This window comes from Stutzerimonas urumqiensis (genome assembly GCF_003640395.1).
GTDB classification, from domain to species: domain Bacteria; phylum Pseudomonadota; class Gammaproteobacteria; order Pseudomonadales; family Pseudomonadaceae; genus Stutzerimonas; species Stutzerimonas urumqiensis.
Window position 1 is genome coordinate 676027 of sequence record NZ_RBZQ01000001.1, and the last position, 17917, is coordinate 693943.

General features: G+C 67.6%; 14 protein-coding genes. 7 read left to right on the forward strand and 7 right to left on the reverse strand.

Translation table 11 applies throughout. From position 1 onward, the window contains the following. Nucleotides 1-13: 13 nt before the first annotated feature. The 3 genes from cmoB to D7325_RS03425 form a co-directional block, all read right to left on the reverse strand. Nucleotides 14-967: a tRNA 5-methoxyuridine(34)/uridine 5-oxyacetic acid(34) synthase CmoB gene (gene cmoB, locus D7325_RS03415; RefSeq protein WP_120994051.1), complete on the reverse strand. Its 954-nt coding sequence runs from the start codon at nucleotides 965-967 to the stop codon at nucleotides 14-16. Beyond that, the gene (gene cmoA, locus D7325_RS03420) at nucleotides 964-1704 is read right to left on the reverse strand and encodes a carboxy-S-adenosyl-L-methionine synthase CmoA (protein WP_120994053.1); all 741 of its coding nucleotides are present in this window, start codon (nucleotides 1702-1704) and stop codon (nucleotides 964-966) included. The genes cmoB and cmoA overlap by 4 nt, the downstream gene beginning before the upstream one ends. Before the next feature lie 64 nt (nucleotides 1705-1768). Continuing rightward, nucleotides 1769-2164: a protease inhibitor I42 family protein gene (locus D7325_RS03425; RefSeq protein ID WP_120994054.1), complete on the reverse strand. Its 396-nt coding sequence runs from the start codon at nucleotides 2162-2164 to the stop codon at nucleotides 1769-1771. 139 nt (nucleotides 2165-2303) lie between these two features. On the opposite strand from D7325_RS03425, the gene D7325_RS03430 reads away from it, so the two are divergent. Continuing rightward, nucleotides 2304-3101: an IclR family transcriptional regulator gene (locus D7325_RS03430; protein WP_120994138.1), complete on the forward strand. Its 798-nt coding sequence runs from the start codon at nucleotides 2304-2306 to the stop codon at nucleotides 3099-3101. A gap of 69 nt (nucleotides 3102-3170) precedes the next feature. Here D7325_RS03430 and D7325_RS03435 read toward each other — a convergent pair whose 3' ends face one another. From D7325_RS03435 to D7325_RS03450, 4 genes are all read right to left on the reverse strand, one after another. Continuing rightward, nucleotides 3171-5771, reverse strand: a complete 2601-nt coding sequence (locus D7325_RS03435) for a ligase-associated DNA damage response DEXH box helicase (protein ID WP_120994056.1) — start codon at nucleotides 5769-5771, stop codon at nucleotides 3171-3173. A gap of 411 nt (nucleotides 5772-6182) precedes the next feature. After that, entirely contained in the window at nucleotides 6183-7883 is a 1701-nt protein-coding gene (locus D7325_RS03440; RefSeq protein ID WP_120994058.1) for an ATP-dependent DNA ligase, read from the reverse strand. A 43-nt stretch (nucleotides 7884-7926) separates the two neighbouring features. Then, complete coding sequence (locus tag D7325_RS03445; RefSeq protein WP_120994060.1) at nucleotides 7927-8940, reverse strand: ligase-associated DNA damage response exonuclease; 1014 nt, start codon at nucleotides 8938-8940, stop codon at nucleotides 7927-7929. Nucleotides 8941-9003: 63 nt separating this feature from the next. Continuing rightward, nucleotides 9004-9543: a hypothetical protein gene (locus D7325_RS03450; RefSeq protein ID WP_120994062.1), complete on the reverse strand. Its 540-nt coding sequence runs from the start codon at nucleotides 9541-9543 to the stop codon at nucleotides 9004-9006. Between the two features lie 139 nt (nucleotides 9544-9682). On the opposite strand from D7325_RS03450, the gene D7325_RS03455 reads away from it, so the two are divergent. From D7325_RS03455 to aldA, 6 genes are all read left to right on the forward strand, one after another. Beyond that, nucleotides 9683-10180 carry an LEA/WHy family protein gene (locus tag D7325_RS03455; protein ID WP_162987993.1) on the forward strand — a complete coding sequence of 166 codons (498 nt, stop codon included), beginning with the start codon at nucleotides 9683-9685 and terminating at the stop codon, nucleotides 10178-10180. Nucleotides 10181-10189: 9 nt separating this feature from the next. Continuing rightward, a complete protein-coding gene (locus D7325_RS03460; protein ID WP_120994065.1) occupies nucleotides 10190-10384 on the forward strand; it encodes an SEC-C metal-binding domain-containing protein in 195 nt (64 codons plus the stop codon). Nucleotides 10385-10391: 7 nt separating this feature from the next. Then, nucleotides 10392-10856: a DUF2489 domain-containing protein gene (locus tag D7325_RS03465; protein WP_120994067.1), complete on the forward strand. Its 465-nt coding sequence runs from the start codon at nucleotides 10392-10394 to the stop codon at nucleotides 10854-10856. 55 nt (nucleotides 10857-10911) lie between these two features. Further along, complete coding sequence (locus tag D7325_RS03470) at nucleotides 10912-13440, forward strand: penicillin acylase family protein (RefSeq protein ID WP_120994069.1); 2529 nt, start codon at nucleotides 10912-10914, stop codon at nucleotides 13438-13440. A gap of 209 nt (nucleotides 13441-13649) precedes the next feature. Next, nucleotides 13650-15827, forward strand: a complete 2178-nt coding sequence (locus D7325_RS03475; protein WP_120994071.1) for a PQQ-dependent dehydrogenase, methanol/ethanol family — start codon at nucleotides 13650-13652, stop codon at nucleotides 15825-15827. Between the two features lie 19 nt (nucleotides 15828-15846). Continuing rightward, entirely contained in the window at nucleotides 15847-17283 is a 1437-nt protein-coding gene (gene aldA, locus D7325_RS03480) for an aldehyde dehydrogenase (RefSeq protein ID WP_120994074.1), read from the forward strand. Nucleotides 17284-17917: the final 634 nt, after the last annotated feature.

Below are 17917 nucleotides of genomic sequence, written 5' to 3' on the forward strand. Positions count from 1 at the left end.
GCGGCGGGGCGGGTCAGGGTTTGCGGGCAAGCATCACGGCGCGACGCGGCGCCGGCAGGCCTTCGATCGTTCGGGTGTGATCGTTCGGATCGAGGAAATCCGGCAGCGACTGGTAGCGCATCCAGTCGGTGCTGCGCTGCTCATCGATACCGGTCACCGAGACATCGACGCAGCGCACGTCGGTGAAGCCGGCACGCCGCAGCCACAGGGCCAGCGCCTCGACCGAGGGCAGGAACCAGACGTTGCGCATCTGGGCGTAGCGATCTTCCGGGACCAGCGCGGTGTGCTCGTCGCCCTCGACCACCAGCGTCTCGAGCACCAGCTCGCCGCCGCGGACGAGGCAGTCCTTGAGGTCCAGCAGATGATCGACCGGAGATCGGCGGTGGTAGAGCACGCCCATCGAAAACACCGTGTCGAAGCCTTCGAGTCGCGGCGGCAGCTCTTCGAGGGCGAACGGCAGGTGCCAGGCGGGCAGTTGCGGCAGGTAGCGCTTGATCGCATGGAACTGGCAGAAGAACAGCCAGTTCGGATCGACCCCGATGACGCTGTCGGCGCCGGCACCGAGCATGCGCCACATGTAATAGCCGTTGCCGCAACCGACATCGAGGACCCGCTTGCCACCGAGATCGAGGTGCGGCGCCACGCGCGTCCACTTCCAGTCCGACCGCCATTCGGTGTCGACATGCACGCCGAACACCTCGAACGGTCCCTTGCGCCACGGGCTCAGCCCCATCAGCGCCTCGCGCGTGGCGGCCGGATCGGCGTCGCCGAGCAGGCGCACGGCGTTGCGAATGTCATAGTCAGCGGGGGCAAGGTCCGGCAGCGCGGCGACGGCCCGCTGCCAACGCGGCAGGTCGCCGTGACCGATGGCGAACTTGGCCTCGAACTGGGCTTGCAGGCCGTTGGCCCAGGCGGCCAGCGGCGTACCGGCGGCTTTCCACGCCAGGGCGGTGAGGTCGAGATTCATGGCAGGGCGATCAGCGAGGCGAAATTCAGGCACTGGAACCAGGGCACCACGCGGCTGAAGCCGGCGTCGAGCAGGCGCTGGCGGTGCGTTTCCAGGCTGTCGGGCTTCATCACGTTCTCGATGGCGCTGCGCTTCTGCGCAATTTCCAGCTCCGAGTAGCCATTGGCGCGCTTGAACGCGATGTGCAGGTCGGTCAGCAGGGCCTGTTCGTCGTCGTCATCGAAGCGCAGCTTCTCGGACAGGATCAACGCGCCGCCGGGGCACAGCGACTGGCGAATCCGCGCCAGCAGCGTCGGCCGCTCCTGCGGCGGGACGAATTGCAGCGTGAAATTGAGCGCCACCACCGAGGCCGGTTGCAGGGGCAGGGCGAGAATATCGGCCTCGACCACCTCGACCGGCAGCAGCTCCTGGAACATCGCGTCCTGCGCATGCAGGTATTCACGGCAGCGCTCGACCATTGCCGTCGAGTTGTCGGCCGCGATCACCCGGCAGCCATCGGTCTTTACGTGGCGACGCAGCGCCTGGGTGACGGCGCCGAGCGAGGCGCCCAGGTCGTACAGGCAGGTGTTGGGCTGCGCGAAGCGGGCGGCGAGCACGCCGATGTTCTCGACGATCGTCGGGTAGCCCGGCACGGAGCGCTTGATCATGTCCGGGAAGACCCGGACGACGTCCTCGTTGAAGACGAAGTCGGGCACCTGCGCGAGCGGCGCGGCAAAAAGGCGGTCTGGATCGGTCACGGCGGCGGGCTGCGGCTGGAAAGGCGCGCATTGTAGCGAACCCTTCCGGTCAGCCAAGCCCGCGTCACTGCACCCTGATGCGGCAATCGAAGGCGTCGGTCGGCGTGGGTTCCGCCTCCCACGGGCGCTGGTAGGCAAGGTGCAGGTGCGCCTCGCCGAGCTGGGTGGCGTCGAAGCGCCAGGTCGAGATGCCGTCACCGGCGATCAGCGCCTCCTCATCCGGCGTGGTGAATACCTCCGGGCCGAGCGGCACCAGGACCTCGGGCGCCGCGTCGAGCACGACCCAGCGGAAGCCGCTGGCCGGGTTGCTCGGCAGGCTGACGATCAGCGTCTGGCCGATCGTCAGATCGAGCGGACAGCGACTGTCGTCGCTCAACGCAACGCTGGACGGCGGGTTGGAGCTGCAGGCCGTCAGCAGGGCGAGCAGGGCGGCGGGGGCGAGGCGAGGAAGAGGCGACATGGTTGGGTTCCGATCCGGCGATGCCCTTCAGGATAGCCGCCAGGCGCGTCGACCCCAACCACGCGTCGGTACGGTCCCGCCGATGCAGGTCGGGCAGGTCTGGGCCACAATGGCGCTCCATTCATGCAAGGGCAGCCAGATGACGGAGAAAGCGGTGCGGCGCAGCAAGGGGTCGTCGATCTCGCGGGTGCTGGAGATCGTCGAGGCAGTGGCTTCCGCCGAGCGGTCGCCATCCGCGGCCGAGCTGGCGTTCCTGCTCGACATTCCCAAGCCGAGTCTGCACCGCCTGCTGCAACAGTTGCAGGCCGACGGCTACCTGCAGGTCAACATGCGCGGAGGGCTGGTGCCCGGCGAGCGGCTGCACCGCATGGCGATGGGCGTGCTCTACACCGGCCGCCACAAGGCGGTACGCCAGGCCATCCTGCGCCGGTTGGCGGCCGAGATCGACGAAACCTGCGGCATCGCCATTCCCGATGGGCTGGACATGGTCTATTACGACCGCGTGCAGAGCAGCTGGCCGTTGCAGATCCACCTGCCGGTCGGCGCCCATGTGCCGATCTGGTGCACCGCCAGCGGCAAGCTGTACCTGAGCAGCTTCCCCAAGGCGCGCCGCGAGCAGATTCTCGCCAACCTGCCGATGCAGAAACTCTCCCGCCGGACCCTCACCGAGCCCGAGGCGCTGGAGCGCTCGCTGGCACGCATCCGCGAGACGGAGCTGGGCATCGACGACGAGGAGTTCGTCGATGGCATGGTCGCCTGCTCGGTGCCGGTGAAGGACCAGGACGGCCGCCTGTTCGCCTGCCTGTTCACCCACGCGCCCACGGTGCGCAAGAGCCTGGATGAACTCTGTCGCTTCGAACCGCTGCTGCGCGAGGCCGCGCGGGAGCTGGGCGAGCTGATCGGCGAGTTGCCGGCGTCGGGCGACGACGCCGTCTGATCCAGGCGAACGCCGAGCCTGAGCCGCGAACAGCCGCTCCGGCTCGGCGACGCGCGAGGCCGTGCGCCGTCAGCCCTCGCTGGCCTTTTTCTTCACGCGCGGGCGGCCGTCCTTGCGAGCCCTCGGCGTTCGCGGTCGCTTGGCCGGTTCTTGCTCGACCAGCACCGGCGCGTCCGACGGCGCGCCACCGGGGCCGGCGGCCTTTTCCAGATCGCGCAGCATGCGTGCGATCCGGTCGGCGAGTTTTTCGGAGCTCAGGCTTTCGCGGAAGCGTTCGACCAACAGGGGGAAGGCCAATGGCGTCGGTCGCGCGACCGCTTGCAGATCGAGCCGGCGCGCCTGCAAGCGCTGCAGGGTTCGCGCGAGGCGATCGACGTCGAGCTCCTGACGCAGGACTTCCTCCTGCGCCTGGGTGAGCAGCAGGTTGTCCGGGTCGTACTGGCGGAACACGTCGAAGAACAGCCCACTCGACGCCTGCAACTGGCGGGCGCTCTTTTGCGCACCGGGATAGCCCGAAAATACCAGCCCGGCGATCCGCGCGATCTCGCGAAAGCGGCGCCGCGCCAGCTCGCCCGCGTTCAGACTGCCGAGCACGTCGTGCAGCAGGTCGTCGGGGCTGAACAGCGTCGGACCGAGCGCCGCTGACCAGTCCACCTCGGTGGCGCTCAGCAGTTCTAGGCCATAGTCGTTCACCGCGATCGAGAAGGTGACCGGTGCGCGCCTGGCCATGCGCCAGGCCAGCAGGCTGGCGAGCCCGAGGTGCACATGACGGCCGGCGAAGGGATAGAGGAACAGGTGCCAGCCTTCCCGCGACTTGTGCGTCTCGGCCAGCAAGGTGGTCTCGGTGGGCAGCGCCGACCAGCGCATCTGCACCTCCAGCAGCGGGCGCGCGAGCTGCATTTCCGGCGTGTCGAAATGCCCGCGCGACGCCTCGCCCAGTTGCTCGACCACGGCATCGGCCAGCTCGCTGGACAGCGGCATGCGGCCGCCGTTCCAGCGTGGCACGGCGGCCTTGCGGCCGGTTGCCCGTCGCACGTAGGTGGTCATGTTCTCGACGCGCACCAGCTCCAGCAGGCGACCGGCGAACAGGAAGCAGTCGCCCGGTCGCAGCCGTGCGATGAAGCCTTCCTCGACCGAGCCGAGCGAGCCGCCGGCGCCGCCCTTGGTCCAGTACCGCACATGCAGCGCGGCATCGCTGACGATGGTGCCGATGCTCATCCGGTGGCGCTGCGCGATGCGCCGGCTGGGTACGCGCCACAGGCCTTGTTCGTCCGGCTCGACGCGCTGGTAGTCGGGGTAGGCGGTCAGCGAATGGCCGCCATGACGGACGAACGCCAGCGCCCAGGCCCATTCATCGTCATGCAGATCCCGGTAAGACCAGCACTGGCGAACCTCCTCGAGCAGGTCATCAGGCTTGAAGCCGCCACCGAGCGCCATGCTGACCAGATGCTGGACAAGGACATCGAGCGGTTTGTCCGGCGCGCTGCGCGCCTCGATGCGTTGCTCGGCAACGGCACGCTGTGCGGCGGCCGCTTCGACCAGTTCGAGGCTGTGCGTCGGTACCAGCGTCACCCGCGACGGGCGGCCGGGCGCGTGGCCGGAGCGACCGGCGCGCTGCATCAGGCGTGCGACACCCTTGGGCGAGCCGACCTGCAGCACGCGCTCGACCGGCAGGAAGTCCACGCCGAGATCGAGGCTGGACGTGCAGACCACGGCCTTGAGCTGGCCCTTCTTTAGCCCAAGTTCGACCCAGTCGCGCACCTCGCGCGCCAGCGATCCGTGGTGCAGCGCAATGAGCCCGGCCCAATCCGGCCGCGCCTCCAGGATGGCCTGGTACCACAGCTCCGACTGGGATCGCGTGTTGGTGAACACCAGCGACGTCGCCGCCGAATCGATCTCGGCGACAACCTGCGGCAGCATTTTCAGCCCGAGATGCCCGGCCCACGGAAACCGATCGATCGCCGCGGGCAGCAGCGTGTCGATGCGCAGATCCTTCGGCACCTTGCCCTGCACCAGCCGGCCGTGGCCCGGATAGACCAGTACCTCGAGCGCGTGCGGCTGATTGCCGAGCGTTGCCGACAGGCCCCAGGCGACCAGCCCCGGGTGCCAGCGACGCAGGCGGGCCAGGGCCAGTTGCAGCTGGGCGCCGCGCTTGTTGCCGAGCAGCTCGTGCCATTCATCGACCACCAGCATGCGCAGCCCGGCGAAGGCTTCGCGCGCATCGGCACGGGTCAGCAGCAGGGTCAGGCTCTCTGGCGTCGTGACCAGCACGCTCGGCAGCCGGCGGCTCTGGCGCGCGCGCTCGGCGCTGTCGGTGTCGCCGGTTCGCAGGCCGAGGCTCCAGTGGATGCCGAGTTCGTCCAGCGGCGCTTGCAACGCGCGCGCCGTGTCCGCGGCGAGCGCCCGCATCGGCGTGATCCACAACACCGTGAGCGGCGCCGGCTTGCTGGCCGTGCCACCGTCGGCGAAGCGGGCCAGCGCGCCGAGCCAGACGGCGTACGTCTTGCCGGCGCCGGTGGTGGCGTGCAACAGGCCGGACTCACCGGTCGCAATCGCCTGCCAGACCTCGCGCTGAAAGGGAAAGGGCTGCCACGCCTTGTCGGCGAACCAGCGCTCTCCGAGCCCGGCCGGCTCGGGCGTTTGTCTAGCGGTTCGGCTCGGCGGGTTCATCGTGGCTTCGAATCCAGGGAAGAGGGTTGGCGACCTGACACCGCACCCGCCGGCCGCTTGGCGCTCCGCGTCCGCCGGCGGGCGGACCGACGACGCTCTTGAACGACGGGCTGACAACTCGTTTGGTCGACGGGCTCATGACGCTTTTGGCCGACGGGCTGGCACCGCTGCTGGTCGGTAGGCTGACGCCGCTGTTGGTCCGCGGACTGGCACCGCTGTTGGTCCGCGGGTTGACGCCGCTTTTGTAGGAGCCAGCTTGCTGGCGAAGGGCTTCCGGCGGGGGTGGGTTTTTCGCCAGCAAGCTGGCTCCTACAGGAGCAGGAGAAATCGGGGCTGGGGATACGATGCACAGACAACAGCACGCAGCGCCGCCTATGGGGCCTCGCTTTGTCACGGGCTGGCGGGATGGCGTCATCCCAATAGGTCCTGCAACGTGGCCAGCGTGTCGGCTTCTTCGATCGGTTTGTCGTGTCGCCAGCGCAGCATGCGCGGGAAGCGCACGGCGATGCCGCTTTTATGGCGGCTACTGGCGGCGATGCCTTCGAAGCCGAGCTCGAACACCAGCGTTGGCGTCACGCTGCGCACGGGGCCGAATTTCTCGACTGTGGTGCGGCGGACGATGGCGTCGACCCGGCGCATTTCTTCGTCGGTGAGCCCCGAATAGGCCTTGGCGAAGGGCACCAGGCTGCGGTTCGGCTCACCCGGCTCGCCGTCCCAGACGGCGAAGGTGAAGTCGGTGTACAGGCTCGCCCGGCGGCCATGCCCACGCTGGGCATAGATGAGCACGGCGTCGATTGAGTACGGATCAATCTTCCACTTCCACCAGACGCCCACGTCCTTGGTGCGCCCGACGCCGTACTGGGCCTCGCGGGCCTTGATCATCATGCCTTCCACGCCACGTGCGCGAGACGCTTCGCGCTCCCGCGCGAGCGAGGCCCAGTCCAGCCCCTCGATCGTGGGTGAAACCATCAGCCGCGGATTGGGGCAGTCGTGCACCACCTGTTCCAGCCGTGCCCGGCGCGCATGAAGCGGCTGCTGGCGCCAGTCCTCGCCTTGCCACTCGAGCAGGTCATAGGCGAGCACGGCGACCGGCGCCTGTTCCAGGACCTTGGCCGTGAGGTTCTTGCGGCCGATGCGCTGCTGTAGCAGGGCGAACGGCTGCACGCCACTGCGCTGCGGCGCGGCTTCGCCGGACTGCTCGAACGCCTCGCCTTGCGCGGGTGACTCGTCGAACCGCCAGACCACGATCTCGCCATCGATCACCGTGCCGTCGGGTAAACAGCCGGCCAATTCGCAGAGTTCGGGAAAGCGTTCGCTGACCAGTTCCTCGCCGCGCGACCAGACCCAGATCTGCCCGTCGCGCTTGACCAGCTGGGCGCGAATGCCGTCCCACTTCCATTCCACCAGCCAGTTCTCGGGCGGGCCGAGGAGCGTATTGAACTCCTCGACCGGCGCTTGCAGCGCATGGGCAAGGAAGAAGGGGTAGGGCTGGCCGCCGCGCTGCGCATGTTCGTCGGCCGACTCCTCGGCGATCAGCGCCCGATAGCCGTCGGCGCTTGGCCGGTGCGACAGGTCGGTGTAGCCGACCAGCCGCTGGGCAACTCGCTTGGGGTCGATCTCGGCCAGTGCTGCGAGCGCACGGGTCACCAGCAACTTGGACACACCGACCCGGAAGGCGCCGGTGATCAGCTTGATGCACACCATCTGGCTGCGCCGATCCAGTTGCGCCCAGAGCCGCGGCAGGCGCTCGGCCAGTTCCTCGGGTGGCAGGCCGCGCAGGGGCAGCAGCTTGTCTTCCATCCAGACGGCGAGGCCGTCCTGGTCCTGATGTTCCGCCTCGGGCAGCAGCAGCGAGATGGTTTCGGCCAGGTCGCCGACCGCCTGGTAGCTCTCTTCGAACAGCCAGTCCGGCAGGCCCGAGGCGCGCACCGCGGTCTCGCGCAGCAGGCGCGCCGGCACCAGCTGGCGCGGCCGGCCGCCGGCCAGGAAGTACACCGCCCAGGCGGCGTCTTCGGCCGGCGTATCGCGGAAATAGTCGCGCATGGCCGCGAGCTTGGCGTTGCTCGAGGTGGTCGCATCGAGGCGGGCATAGAGCTCGGCGAAAGCCTTCATGCGGGCCTCCCGAGTGCCGGGGCGGTGGCGAGGGACGGCGCGTTCATCCAGCCTCCTGGGCGGGGGTGTCGTCCTCCTCGCCGTACTCGGTCTCGAACGCCTGGGCATCCAGTCCCCGTTCACGCAGGTAGCGCACCAGCACCGCAACCGAGCCGTGCGTCACCATCACCCGCTCGGCGCCGGTCTGTTCGATGGCCCAGAGCAGACCGGGCCAATCGGCGTGATCGGACAGCACGAAGCCGCGGTCGACGCCACGCCGGCGGCGGGTGCCGCGCAGCATCATCCAGCCGCTGGCGAAGCCGTCGGAAAAGTCACCGAAGCGGCGTACCCAGGTGCTGCCACCGGCCGAGGGCGGCGCTAGGACGATCGCCTGCTTCAGGCGCGGATCGCCTTTCTTGATGTCGCCGGCGTAGAGCGTTTCCGGTAGCGCGATGCCGGCCTCGCGGTAGACGCGGTTGAGCGGCTCGACCGCGCCGTGGACGAGGATCGGGCCGATCGCGGCGTCGAGCCCGTGGAGAATCCGTTGCGCCTTGCCGAAGGCATAGCAGAACAGCACGCTGGTGCGGCCGGCGGCGGCGTTGGCGCGCCACCAGTCGTTGATCTCGGTAAAGACCTGGCGCTGGGCCGGCCAGCGGTAGATCGGCAGGCCGAAGGTCGATTCGGTGATGAAGGTGTGACAATGCACCGGCTCGAAAGGCGTGCAGGTGGCGTCCGGCTCGACCTTGTAATCGCCCGACGCGACCCAGACCTCGCCCTGGTGCTCGATGCGCAACTGCGCCGAACCGAGCACGTGTCCGGCCGGGTGAAAGCTCAGGCGCACGCCGTTGTGCTCCAGCGTCTCGCCGTAGGTGAGGGTTTGCAGCGGCATGTCCTGTGCGATGCGGGTACGCAGGATGCCTTCGCTGTCGGCCGCGGCGAGGTAGTGGTTCATGCCCCAGCGGGCGTGGTCGCCGTGGGCATGGGTGATGACGGCACGGTCGACGGGCTTCCACGGATCGATGTAGAAGTCGCCAGGCGGGCAGTAGAGGCCTTCGGGGCGGGCGATGACGAGGTCCATGAGGCACAGGCGTGTGGGCTTGTGATTTTGGAACCCGCCCCAGGCAGGGAGTTCGCCGGACGGTCAGTCCGCCAGGCGCAGGTGGGAGGTGTCTGGCGCGGGTGCGGCGTCTGCCTGTTTTTGCGGGCCGAGGTCGCTGCCCACCGGGGCGACGCTGAGGTGGGTCAGGTCGAGTGCTGGCGCGTGCGGAGCGGGGCGCGCGTCCTGCAGATCGGCACCGACCGGAGCGATGCCGAAGTCCGGTGCGTCCACGTCGATGAAGGCGGCCATGTATTCGTCGCGCGGCGCGACACGCAGTCGCCCGACGGCAGCGACCGACGTCGCCGGGGCGACTGGCTCGGCGGGCGGCGGCGCCAGCTCGATTTCTTCGATGGCGTCCATGTCGCACACCTCGACGCGCGCGCCCGCACGCTCCAGCGTCACGCGGTACTTTTCGGCGGCGGCTTCATCGAGGTTCTGCTTGATCACGATCCGACGTCCCGAGAAGAGCAACGCAATGCGCTGGGCGTCGGCCTGGAACAGACGCGCAAGGTTCGCCCGGACCTGCTCGGGCTGCGCGCCGGGCATCAGGTCCCCGGAAAAGGCGATTTCGTAGCGGCTCATCGACGGAACTCCTGCAAGGGAACGGATGCTCATCGGATCGTCATGCTGGGTGCGCAGTATGACCGAGTGGTTTTAGCCATGACACCCCGTTGCGGCACGCTGGCCGCTTGCTACACTGGGCCGTCTTTAGGAGTACCGGATGTCTTCTCGGGTGCGCACGATAACAATAGCCAAAACAGTGTTGTTCCTGGGTCTGCTGACCAGCCTGGCTGGCTGCTCGACCTGGTTCTCTGGTGACTTCAAGAATCCGCAGGTCCAACTGACACACGTCGAACTGATCAAGGCACGGCTGCTCAAGCAGGAGTTCGTGCTGCACTTCCGCATTCGCAACCCGAACGAACACAGCCTGCCGGTCCGTGGCCTCGATTACCGTGTGCGCCTGAACGACATCGAGCTGGCGTCCGGGGAGACGCGCCTCTGGCTGACCGTGCCGGCCCACGGCACCGAACGCCTCGAGGTGCCGGTCGATACCAACCTCTGGCGGCACATGAAATACGTCGTGCGCCTGCTGGAGAAGCCGGACCGTCCCATTCGCTACAGCCTGCAGGGCGAGCTGAAGACCGGCCTGATGGTCGGCCGGGACGTGCATATCGCCACCGAGGGCGAGATAATTCCCGGCGATTTCATCCCGGAGTAGTAACCACCCATGAACCAGCAACCCCACGTCCACGGCCCCGATTGCGACCACGATCATGACCATGACCATAACCACGGCCATGTGCACGGCCCGCACTGCAATCATCACCACGAGCCGGTGCGCAACCCGCTGAAGGACGTCGGCCGTAACGATCCCTGTCCTTGCGGCAGCCAGAAGAAGTTCAAGAAGTGCCACGGCGCTTGATCGGCCCATGAGTACGTTCGTCCTCGTTTCGCTCGTGCTGGCCCTGGGGGCGGTCGTCCTGCTCGGCGGCTATGCGCTGTACCTGTGGCGCCGGGTCTGGCGCAACGAGCGCGAACGGGTCGAGGCGAGGGCGGAGCGTCAGGCGGCGCTGGCCGAGGATCTGCGCATCCTCGCCAGCAGCCTGCTCGACGAGCAGCTGCCGCTGATCGAAGGCGCGATCCGCATCAAGGTGCTGATCGACAACTACGACACCGGGCTCAGCCAGGACCCGCATTGCCAGGTCTTCCAGCAGCTCTACGAAGCCACCGAAAGCGTACCGACGCATGCCGCCTGGAAGGCGCTCGATCGCACCGAGCGGCGTCGTCACGAGGCCCGCTTCAGCGCGCTGGAATTGCAACACAAGGCGCAGGCGCGGCGTTCCGCCCGCTGGCTGCTGGACGAGGCGCTGCCACCCGCGTCACGGGCCGCCTGAACCCTACCGACTACGCTTCACCCTTCAATCGCTCGATCCCGCCGAGGAACCGTCGATGTCATTGCGTGTGCCTTCTCCACTGCTAGCGCTGGCGCTCGGCGCCATGCTCGGCCTGACGGGCTGTCAGGCGTTCCTCGACAGTCGCTACCGTGACAGCCTGCCGCCCGAGCACGGCATCCAGCCGGTCACCGGCCTGGCCAGCAGCGTGAGCGTGCGGCGCAACACGCTCGGCATGCCGCTGATCGAGACCACCAGCCTGCACGACGCCATCTTTGCGCTGGGCTGGGTGCATGCCACCGATCGGCTGAGCCAGATGGTGAGCATGCGGCTGATGGCCGAGGGGCGACTTGCCGAAATGGTCGGTCCGGGGGTGCTGGAGATCGATCGCTTCATGCGCGCGGTCGATCTGCGGCGCAGTGCGGAGGTCCTTTACCGCAACGCATCGCCGCGGACCAAGGAAATCTTCGAGGTCTATGCCCGTGGGGTGAACGCCTACCTGTTCCGCCACCGTGATGCTTTGCCGATGGACCTCGCCGAGGCTGGTTACCGTCCCGAATACTGGACGCCCGAAGACTCGGTGCTGATCTTCGCCCTGTTGAATTTCGGGCTCGCCGTCAACCTGCAGGAAGAGATCGCCTCCCTGGCGATGGCCCAGAAGGTCGGCGCCGACAAGCTCGGCTGGCTGCTGCCCATCTACCCGGACGAGGCGTTGCCGTTTGACGAGGCGGCCAAGCTCGATGGCTTGAAGCTCGACGGCCGCATGCCCGGGCTCGCCGCGCTGCACGACACGGCGGGGCAGGTCGCCTCGCTGGGCCTGCTCGGCGTGGCGGCCTCGAACAACTGGGCATTCGCCGGCAGCCGTACCCGCAGCGGGAAACCCCTGCTGGCCAACGACACGCACCTGCCGCTGTCGATGCCGTCCTACTGGAACTACGTGCACCTCCGTGCGCCGCGCTTCCAGGCGGCAGGCGTGTCGATCGCTGGCGTGCCGGCGGTGGTGGCCGGGTTCAACGGCAAGCTCGGTTGGGGCATGACGATGGTCATGGGCGACAATCAGGACCTGTTTCTCGAGCGGGTTCGCCGCGAAGGCAATCGGCTGATGTACCTGGCCGATGGCAAGTGGCTGCCGGCGCGGGAGCGACAGGAGACCTTCTTCGTCAAAGGCGAGCGACCCATTCGCGAAACGCTCTACGAGACGCGCAACGGGCCGTTGCTCAATACCGTTCTCGGCGAACGCAAGTATCCGTTGCAACCCTTGCAGGTCGGCAGTGGCTACGGGCTCGCCCTCAGGACCGCCCAGTTCGAGACGGACCAATCGCTGGATGCCTTCTTCCGTCTGTCGCAGGCGCAGTCGGTGGATGAGGCGTTCGAGGCGACTCGTGACATCCGCGCGGTGGGCCTCAACATCCTCTTCGCGGACGCCAACGGCATCGGCTGGCAGGTCACCGGCCGCTACCCCAACCGTAAGGAAGGGCTCGGCCTGGTGCCGTCGCCCGGCTGGGACGCGCGCTACGACTGGGATGGCTTCGCCGACCCGATGCTGCATCCCTACGACCAGGACCCGGCCCAGGGCTGGCTCGGCACCGCCAATCACCGCACGGTCCCGCGCGGCTACGGGATGCAGCTGTCCAGCTCATGGTTCTACCCCGAGCGCTATGAGCGCCTGGGCGAGCTGGCCGCGCGCGGCGGGCACGACACGCGCAGTGTCATCGCGATGCAGTACGACCAGACCACCCCCTTCGCCGCCAAGCTGAAGACCATGTTCGAAGGACCGGGAATGGCGCAACCGCTCGCCGCCGCCATCGCCGCGCTACCGACGGCCGAGCGTGCCCGTGCCCAGCGGGCGCTGGATCGGCTCATGGCGTTCGATGGGCATTTGGCTGCGACCTCGGCCGATGCCGCGCTGTACGGGATGTTCCTCCAGCAGAGCGCGCGGGAAATCTTCCTCGACGAGTTGGGGCCGGTCGACTCGCCGGCCTGGCGCGGGCTGGTGCAGACCGCCGACAACTCGTACTCCGCCCAGGCCGACCACTTGCTTGGCCGCGACGACAGCCCGTTCTGGGATGACCTCCGTACCCCGGCGAAGGAAGACAAACCGGCGATCCTCGCGCGTACGCTCGCGGCCAGCATGAGCGAACTCGAGGCCCGCCTTGGGGCCGATCCTGCCGGGTGGCAATGGGGCAAGCTGCACCATTACCGCTGGACGAGCGGCACCACCCAGCTCGCCCCGTACATGAGCGCCGGGCAGCGTGCCGGCATCCAGGCGCTCGGCGGCTACCTGGATCGCGGCCCGTACGCGGCTGGCGGCGACCACAGCACGCTGAATGTGTCGGCTTACCACTGGGGCATGGATTTCGACACCTGGCTGATTCCCGCCATGCGGCTGATCGTCGACTTCGGTCGCGAGGAGCCGATGCTGGCGCTCAACAGCTCCGGCCAGTCCGGCAATCCGGCGAGCCCGCATTACGCCGACGGCATCGACGCCTGGCTGAAGGGGCAGTACATGAGCTTCCCGTTCAAGCCGGAAAACCTCGACGCCGTCTACGGAACCCGCCGGCTGCTGCTCACGCCGACCAAGCCCTGAGGCTGTTGCAGCGCACCGCGACAGCGCTACACCTGTAGCGGTGCGCTGCAACACCGCCCCGCGACACTTCGCTCGCCAGAACCGCTTTGCCGCGCCTGAAACCCAGGCGTGACGCGGCTTTGCGCGGTTCGCTCGACGCTGGCACAGGCGTTGCTCTCCCTGTTCGTACCGGCTAGCCCGGCCACCGAATAAGAACAGGGAGAATCCCCATGCCTACCGAAACGCCTGCGCCTCTGCTTCCCCGCCGTTTACCGCGCCTGCTGCTGCCCGCTTTGCTCGGGGCTTGCGTGAACCTGCCGGCTATCGCCGCCGACATGCCCGCCGAAGTCGACGGCCAGCGCATCGCCAATGCCGACGCCGAACCCGGCAACTGGATGAGCCACGGTCGCGACTATGGCGAACAGCGCTACAGCCCGTTGAACAAGATCACCGACGACAACGTCGACGATCTCGGCCTGGCCTGGAGCTACAAGCTCGACATCGACCGCGGCGTCGAAGCCACGCCGATCGTGGTCGACGGCGTGATGTACACCACCGGCCCGTTCTCCATCGTCTATGCGCTCGACGCGCGCACCGGCAAGGAAATCTGGACGTACGACCCCAAGTCCGACCGCGCCCGCGCGGGCGAGGCCTGCTGCGATGCGATCAACCGTGGCGTCGCGGTATGGAAGGGCAAGGTCTACGTCGGCGTGCTCGATGGCCGCCTGGAAGCCATCGACGCCAAGACCGGCGAGCGCGTCTGGTCGGTCGATACGCGCTACGACAAGGCGCGCAGCTACTCGATCACCGGCGCGCCACGCGTGGTCAACGGCAAGGTGGTGATCGGCAACGGCGGCGCCGAATTCGGCGTGCGCGGCTACGTCACCGCCTACGACGCCGAGACCGGCGAGCAGGCCTGGCGCTTCTTCACCGTGCCCGGCGACCCGGACAAGCCCGCCGAAGGCAAGGGCATGGAGATCGCCAAGAAAACCTGGCACGGCCGCGCGTTCGTCGAGCAGGGTGGCGGCGGCACCGCCTGGGATTCCTTCGCCTACGACCCCGAGCTGAACCTGCTCTACATCGGCGTCGGCAACGGCTCGCTGTGGGACCCGGTCTGGCGCAGCGAGGGCAAGGGCGACAACCTGTTCCTGTCCTCCATCGTCGCGGTCAACGCTGACACCGGCGAGTACGTCTGGCATTACCAGACCACGCCGGGCGACGCCTGGGACTACACCGCCACCCAGCACATGATCCTCGCCGACCTGGAGATCGAGGGCAAACCGCGCAAGGTGCTGATGCAGGCGCCGAAGAACGGCTTCTTCTATGTCATCGATCGCGCCACCGGCGAGCTGCTCTCGGCCGAGAACATCGTGCCGATCAACTGGGCCAAGGGCGTCGATATGAAGACCGGTCGGCCCATCGTCGACGACGAAGCGGCGGCCTACTGGAAGGGCGAGAAGAAGGCCAAGCTGGTCCAGCCCGGCTTCTGGGGCGCACACGACTGGCACCCCATGTCCTACAACCCGAACACCGGGCTGGTCTACATCCCGGCGCACATCATGTCCGCCTGGTACGAGCACGTGCCGGATGCGCCCGCCCGCAACAAATTCAAGAGCATGTACCAGCTGGGCCTGAAGACCGGGATGATGCCCGAGGACCCGGAAGGCCTGGCCAAGTACGCCGACACCTGGTCCGGCAAGCTGATCGCCTGGGACCCGGTGAAGCAGGAGCAAGCCTGGGAAGTCCCCTACGTCACCATCTTCAACGGCGGCACCCTGACCACTGCCGGCAATCTGGTGTTCGAGGGCAGCGCCGACGGCCGCGTGATCGCCTATGCCGCCGACACCGGCAAGAAGCTCTGGGAGCAACCGGCCGCCAGCGGCGTGATGGCCGCGCCCATCACCTACAGCGTCGACGGCGAGCAGTACGTGACCTTCATGGCCGGCTGGGGCGGCGCCTTCGCCACCTTCGCCGGTGCCCTGTCGCTGCGCGCCGGGGTGCAACCCTATGCCCAGGTGCTGACCTACAAGCTCGGCGGCACCGCCGAACTGCAGGAGCCGGCACCGCGCCCGGACGCCCCGCAACCGCCACCGCTGACCGCCGATGCCGCCACGGTGGAAGCCGGCGCCAAGCTCTACGACGGCTACTGCTCGCAGTGCCACGGCATCCACGCGGTCAGCGGCGGCGTGCTGCCGGACCTGCGCATGCTCTCGCCGCAAACGCACGAGCAGTTCCTCGGCATCCTCCACGGCGCGCGCATCCCTGATGGCATGCCGTCCTTCGCCGAGGCGTTCACGATGGATCAGATGAAGCAGATCCATCAGTACCTGATCAAGCGTGCCCACGACCGTCTGGAGAACGGGCCGACGGATCTGCCCGTGCTCACCCAGAAAACCGCCAGCCACTGACCGTATCCAGGAGCGCCACATGACTGACGTAACCACTTACCAGAACTACATCGACGGCAGCTTCGTCGCCTGCGACAACCTCATCGAGGTACGCAACCCGGCCACTGGAGCGGTGCTTTCCCGCGTGCCGGAATCCGACGCGGCGACCGCCGAACGCGCCATCGCCGCCGCCCGCGCCGCGCAGAAGGGCTGGGCGCAAAAGCCGGCCATCGAACGCGCCGGCTACCTGCGGGCGATCGCCGCGAAGATTCGCCAGCACGCCGAGCGGCTGGCGCGCGTCATCACCGAGGAAGGCGGCAAGATCCAGAGCCTGGCGCTGGTCGAAGTCAACTTCACCGCCGACTACCTCGACTACATGGCCGAATGGGCGCGGCGCATCGAGGGCGAGATCATCACAAGCGACCGCCCGGGCGAAAACATCTTCCTGTTTCGCAAGCCGCTGGGCGTAGTGGCGGGCATCCTGCCGTGGAACTTCCCGTTCTTCCTGATCGCCCGGAAGATGGCGCCGGCGCTGGTGACCGGCAACACCATCGTCATCAAGCCCAGCGAGGAGACGCCGAACAACTGCTTCGAATTCGCCAGGCTGGTGGCCGAGACCGACCTGCCCAAGGGCGTGTTCAACGTGGTCTGCGGCAGCGGCGCGGGCGTCGGCAGCGCGCTGACCGGCAGCGACAGGATCGACATGATCAGCTTCACCGGCAGCGTCGGCACCGGCCAGCGGATCATGGCCGCCGCGGCGCAGAACGTCACCAAGCTCAACCTGGAGCTGGGCGGCAAGGCACCGGCCATCGTGATGAACGATGCCGACCTGGACCTCGCCGTCACGGCGATCCGCGCGTCGCGCATCATCAACACCGGGCAGGTCTGCAACTGTGCCGAGCGCGTCTACGTGCAGCGCAGCGTGGCCGACCGGTTCATCGAGCGCATCGCCGGCGCTATGGCCGAAACGCGCTATGGCGACCCCGTCGCCCAGGCCGACGTGGAAATGGGCCCGCTGATCAACGAAGCCGGGCTGCGTAAGGTCGAACAGATGGTCCGCACCGCGCAAAGCCAGGGTGCGCAGCTCGTCACCGGCGGCGCGGTGGCGGATCTGGGCAAGGGCTTCCACTACCAGCCGACGCTGCTCGCCAACTGCTCGCACGACATGGAGATCATGCGCAAGGAAGTCTTCGGCCCGGTGCTGCCGGTGCAGATCATCGACGACCTGGACGAAGCCATCGTCCTGGCCAACGACTGTGAATACGGCCTGACGTCTTCGATCTACACCCGCGACCTCTCCACCGCCATGAAGGCCGCTGCCGGGCTGGATTTCGGCGAGACCTACATCAACCGAGAAAACTTCGAGGCGATGCAGGGCTTCCACGCCGGGGTGCGCAAATCCGGCATCGGCGGTGCGGATGGCAAGCATGGGTTGTACGAGTACACCCATACCCATGCGGTGTATGTGCAGAGCTAAAAGCATTCCGCCAGCAGAACGGGAAGGCCTGGAGCGGCATCGCCAGGCCGGGCGGCTCGGTTCGCTGCCCTCTCCGTGGGTTGGAGAGGGCGGCGGGCAGAGCGGGTTACGCTTGTGTCGGAACGCTGCTACGCGTGTCTGATGCGGACGTCGCGCTTTCGCGGCCCGACCGACAGATTGCGCCTTGCACGGTGTTTGGACGCTGAATTTGGCTGCCTTTTGTAGGAGCCCGCTTGCGGGCGATGCTTTTGCTTTTTGGCTTCACGATCTGGAGTTTCGGACGCCGCACTTTCTTCGGCCAGGCCTACAGGTTGCGCCTTTCACGGCGCCTCACTTTTCTTTGCCGCGCGGCAAAGAAAAGTAAGCAAAAGAAAGCGCGCCCCGTCATCCGGGTCTTCGCTGCGCGAAGACTGCCCTCACTCCGGCGCCGCTCCGGGGGCACGTCACGACGGGACATCCCTGTCCCGCCGTGCCTCGCTCGGCGTCCTGCCTCGCGTCCCCCTTGTAGTGGTCAACAAAATCTGGACACTGGTTTAGGTTTATCCGGCCAGCGATTCGGCTTGCGCTGGCGTTCTGTATCCGTTGTAACTGTGTGGTCGCTGATGGTTGTAGTAGTTCGTCAGGTAGCGCAGCA

Coding starts and splice junctions, on each gene's coding strand:
- cmoB (WP_120994051.1), bottom strand. CDS start 967: ATGAATCTCGACCTCACCGCCCTGGCGTGGAAAGCCGCCGGTACGCCG.
- D7325_RS03425 (WP_120994054.1), bottom strand. CDS start 2,164: ATGTCGCCTCTTCCTCGCCTCGCCCCCGCCGCCCTGCTCGCCCTGCTG.
- D7325_RS03430 (WP_120994138.1), top strand. CDS start 2,304: ATGACGGAGAAAGCGGTGCGGCGCAGCAAGGGGTCGTCGATCTCGCGG.
- D7325_RS03435 (WP_120994056.1), bottom strand. CDS start 5,771: ATGAACCCGCCGAGCCGAACCGCTAGACAAACGCCCGAGCCGGCCGGG.
- D7325_RS03440 (WP_120994058.1), bottom strand. CDS start 7,883: ATGAAGGCTTTCGCCGAGCTCTATGCCCGCCTCGATGCGACCACCTCG.
- D7325_RS03445 (WP_120994060.1), bottom strand. CDS start 8,940: ATGGACCTCGTCATCGCCCGCCCCGAAGGCCTCTACTGCCCGCCTGGC.
- D7325_RS03450 (WP_120994062.1), bottom strand. CDS start 9,543: ATGAGCCGCTACGAAATCGCCTTTTCCGGGGACCTGATGCCCGGCGCG.
- D7325_RS03455 (WP_162987993.1), top strand. CDS start 9,683: ATGTCTTCTCGGGTGCGCACGATAACAATAGCCAAAACAGTGTTGTTC.
- D7325_RS03460 (WP_120994065.1), top strand. CDS start 10,190: ATGAACCAGCAACCCCACGTCCACGGCCCCGATTGCGACCACGATCAT.
- D7325_RS03465 (WP_120994067.1), top strand. CDS start 10,392: ATGAGTACGTTCGTCCTCGTTTCGCTCGTGCTGGCCCTGGGGGCGGTC.
- D7325_RS03470 (WP_120994069.1), top strand. CDS start 10,912: ATGTCATTGCGTGTGCCTTCTCCACTGCTAGCGCTGGCGCTCGGCGCC.
- D7325_RS03475 (WP_120994071.1), top strand. CDS start 13,650: ATGCCTACCGAAACGCCTGCGCCTCTGCTTCCCCGCCGTTTACCGCGC.
- aldA (WP_120994074.1), top strand. CDS start 15,847: ATGACTGACGTAACCACTTACCAGAACTACATCGACGGCAGCTTCGTC.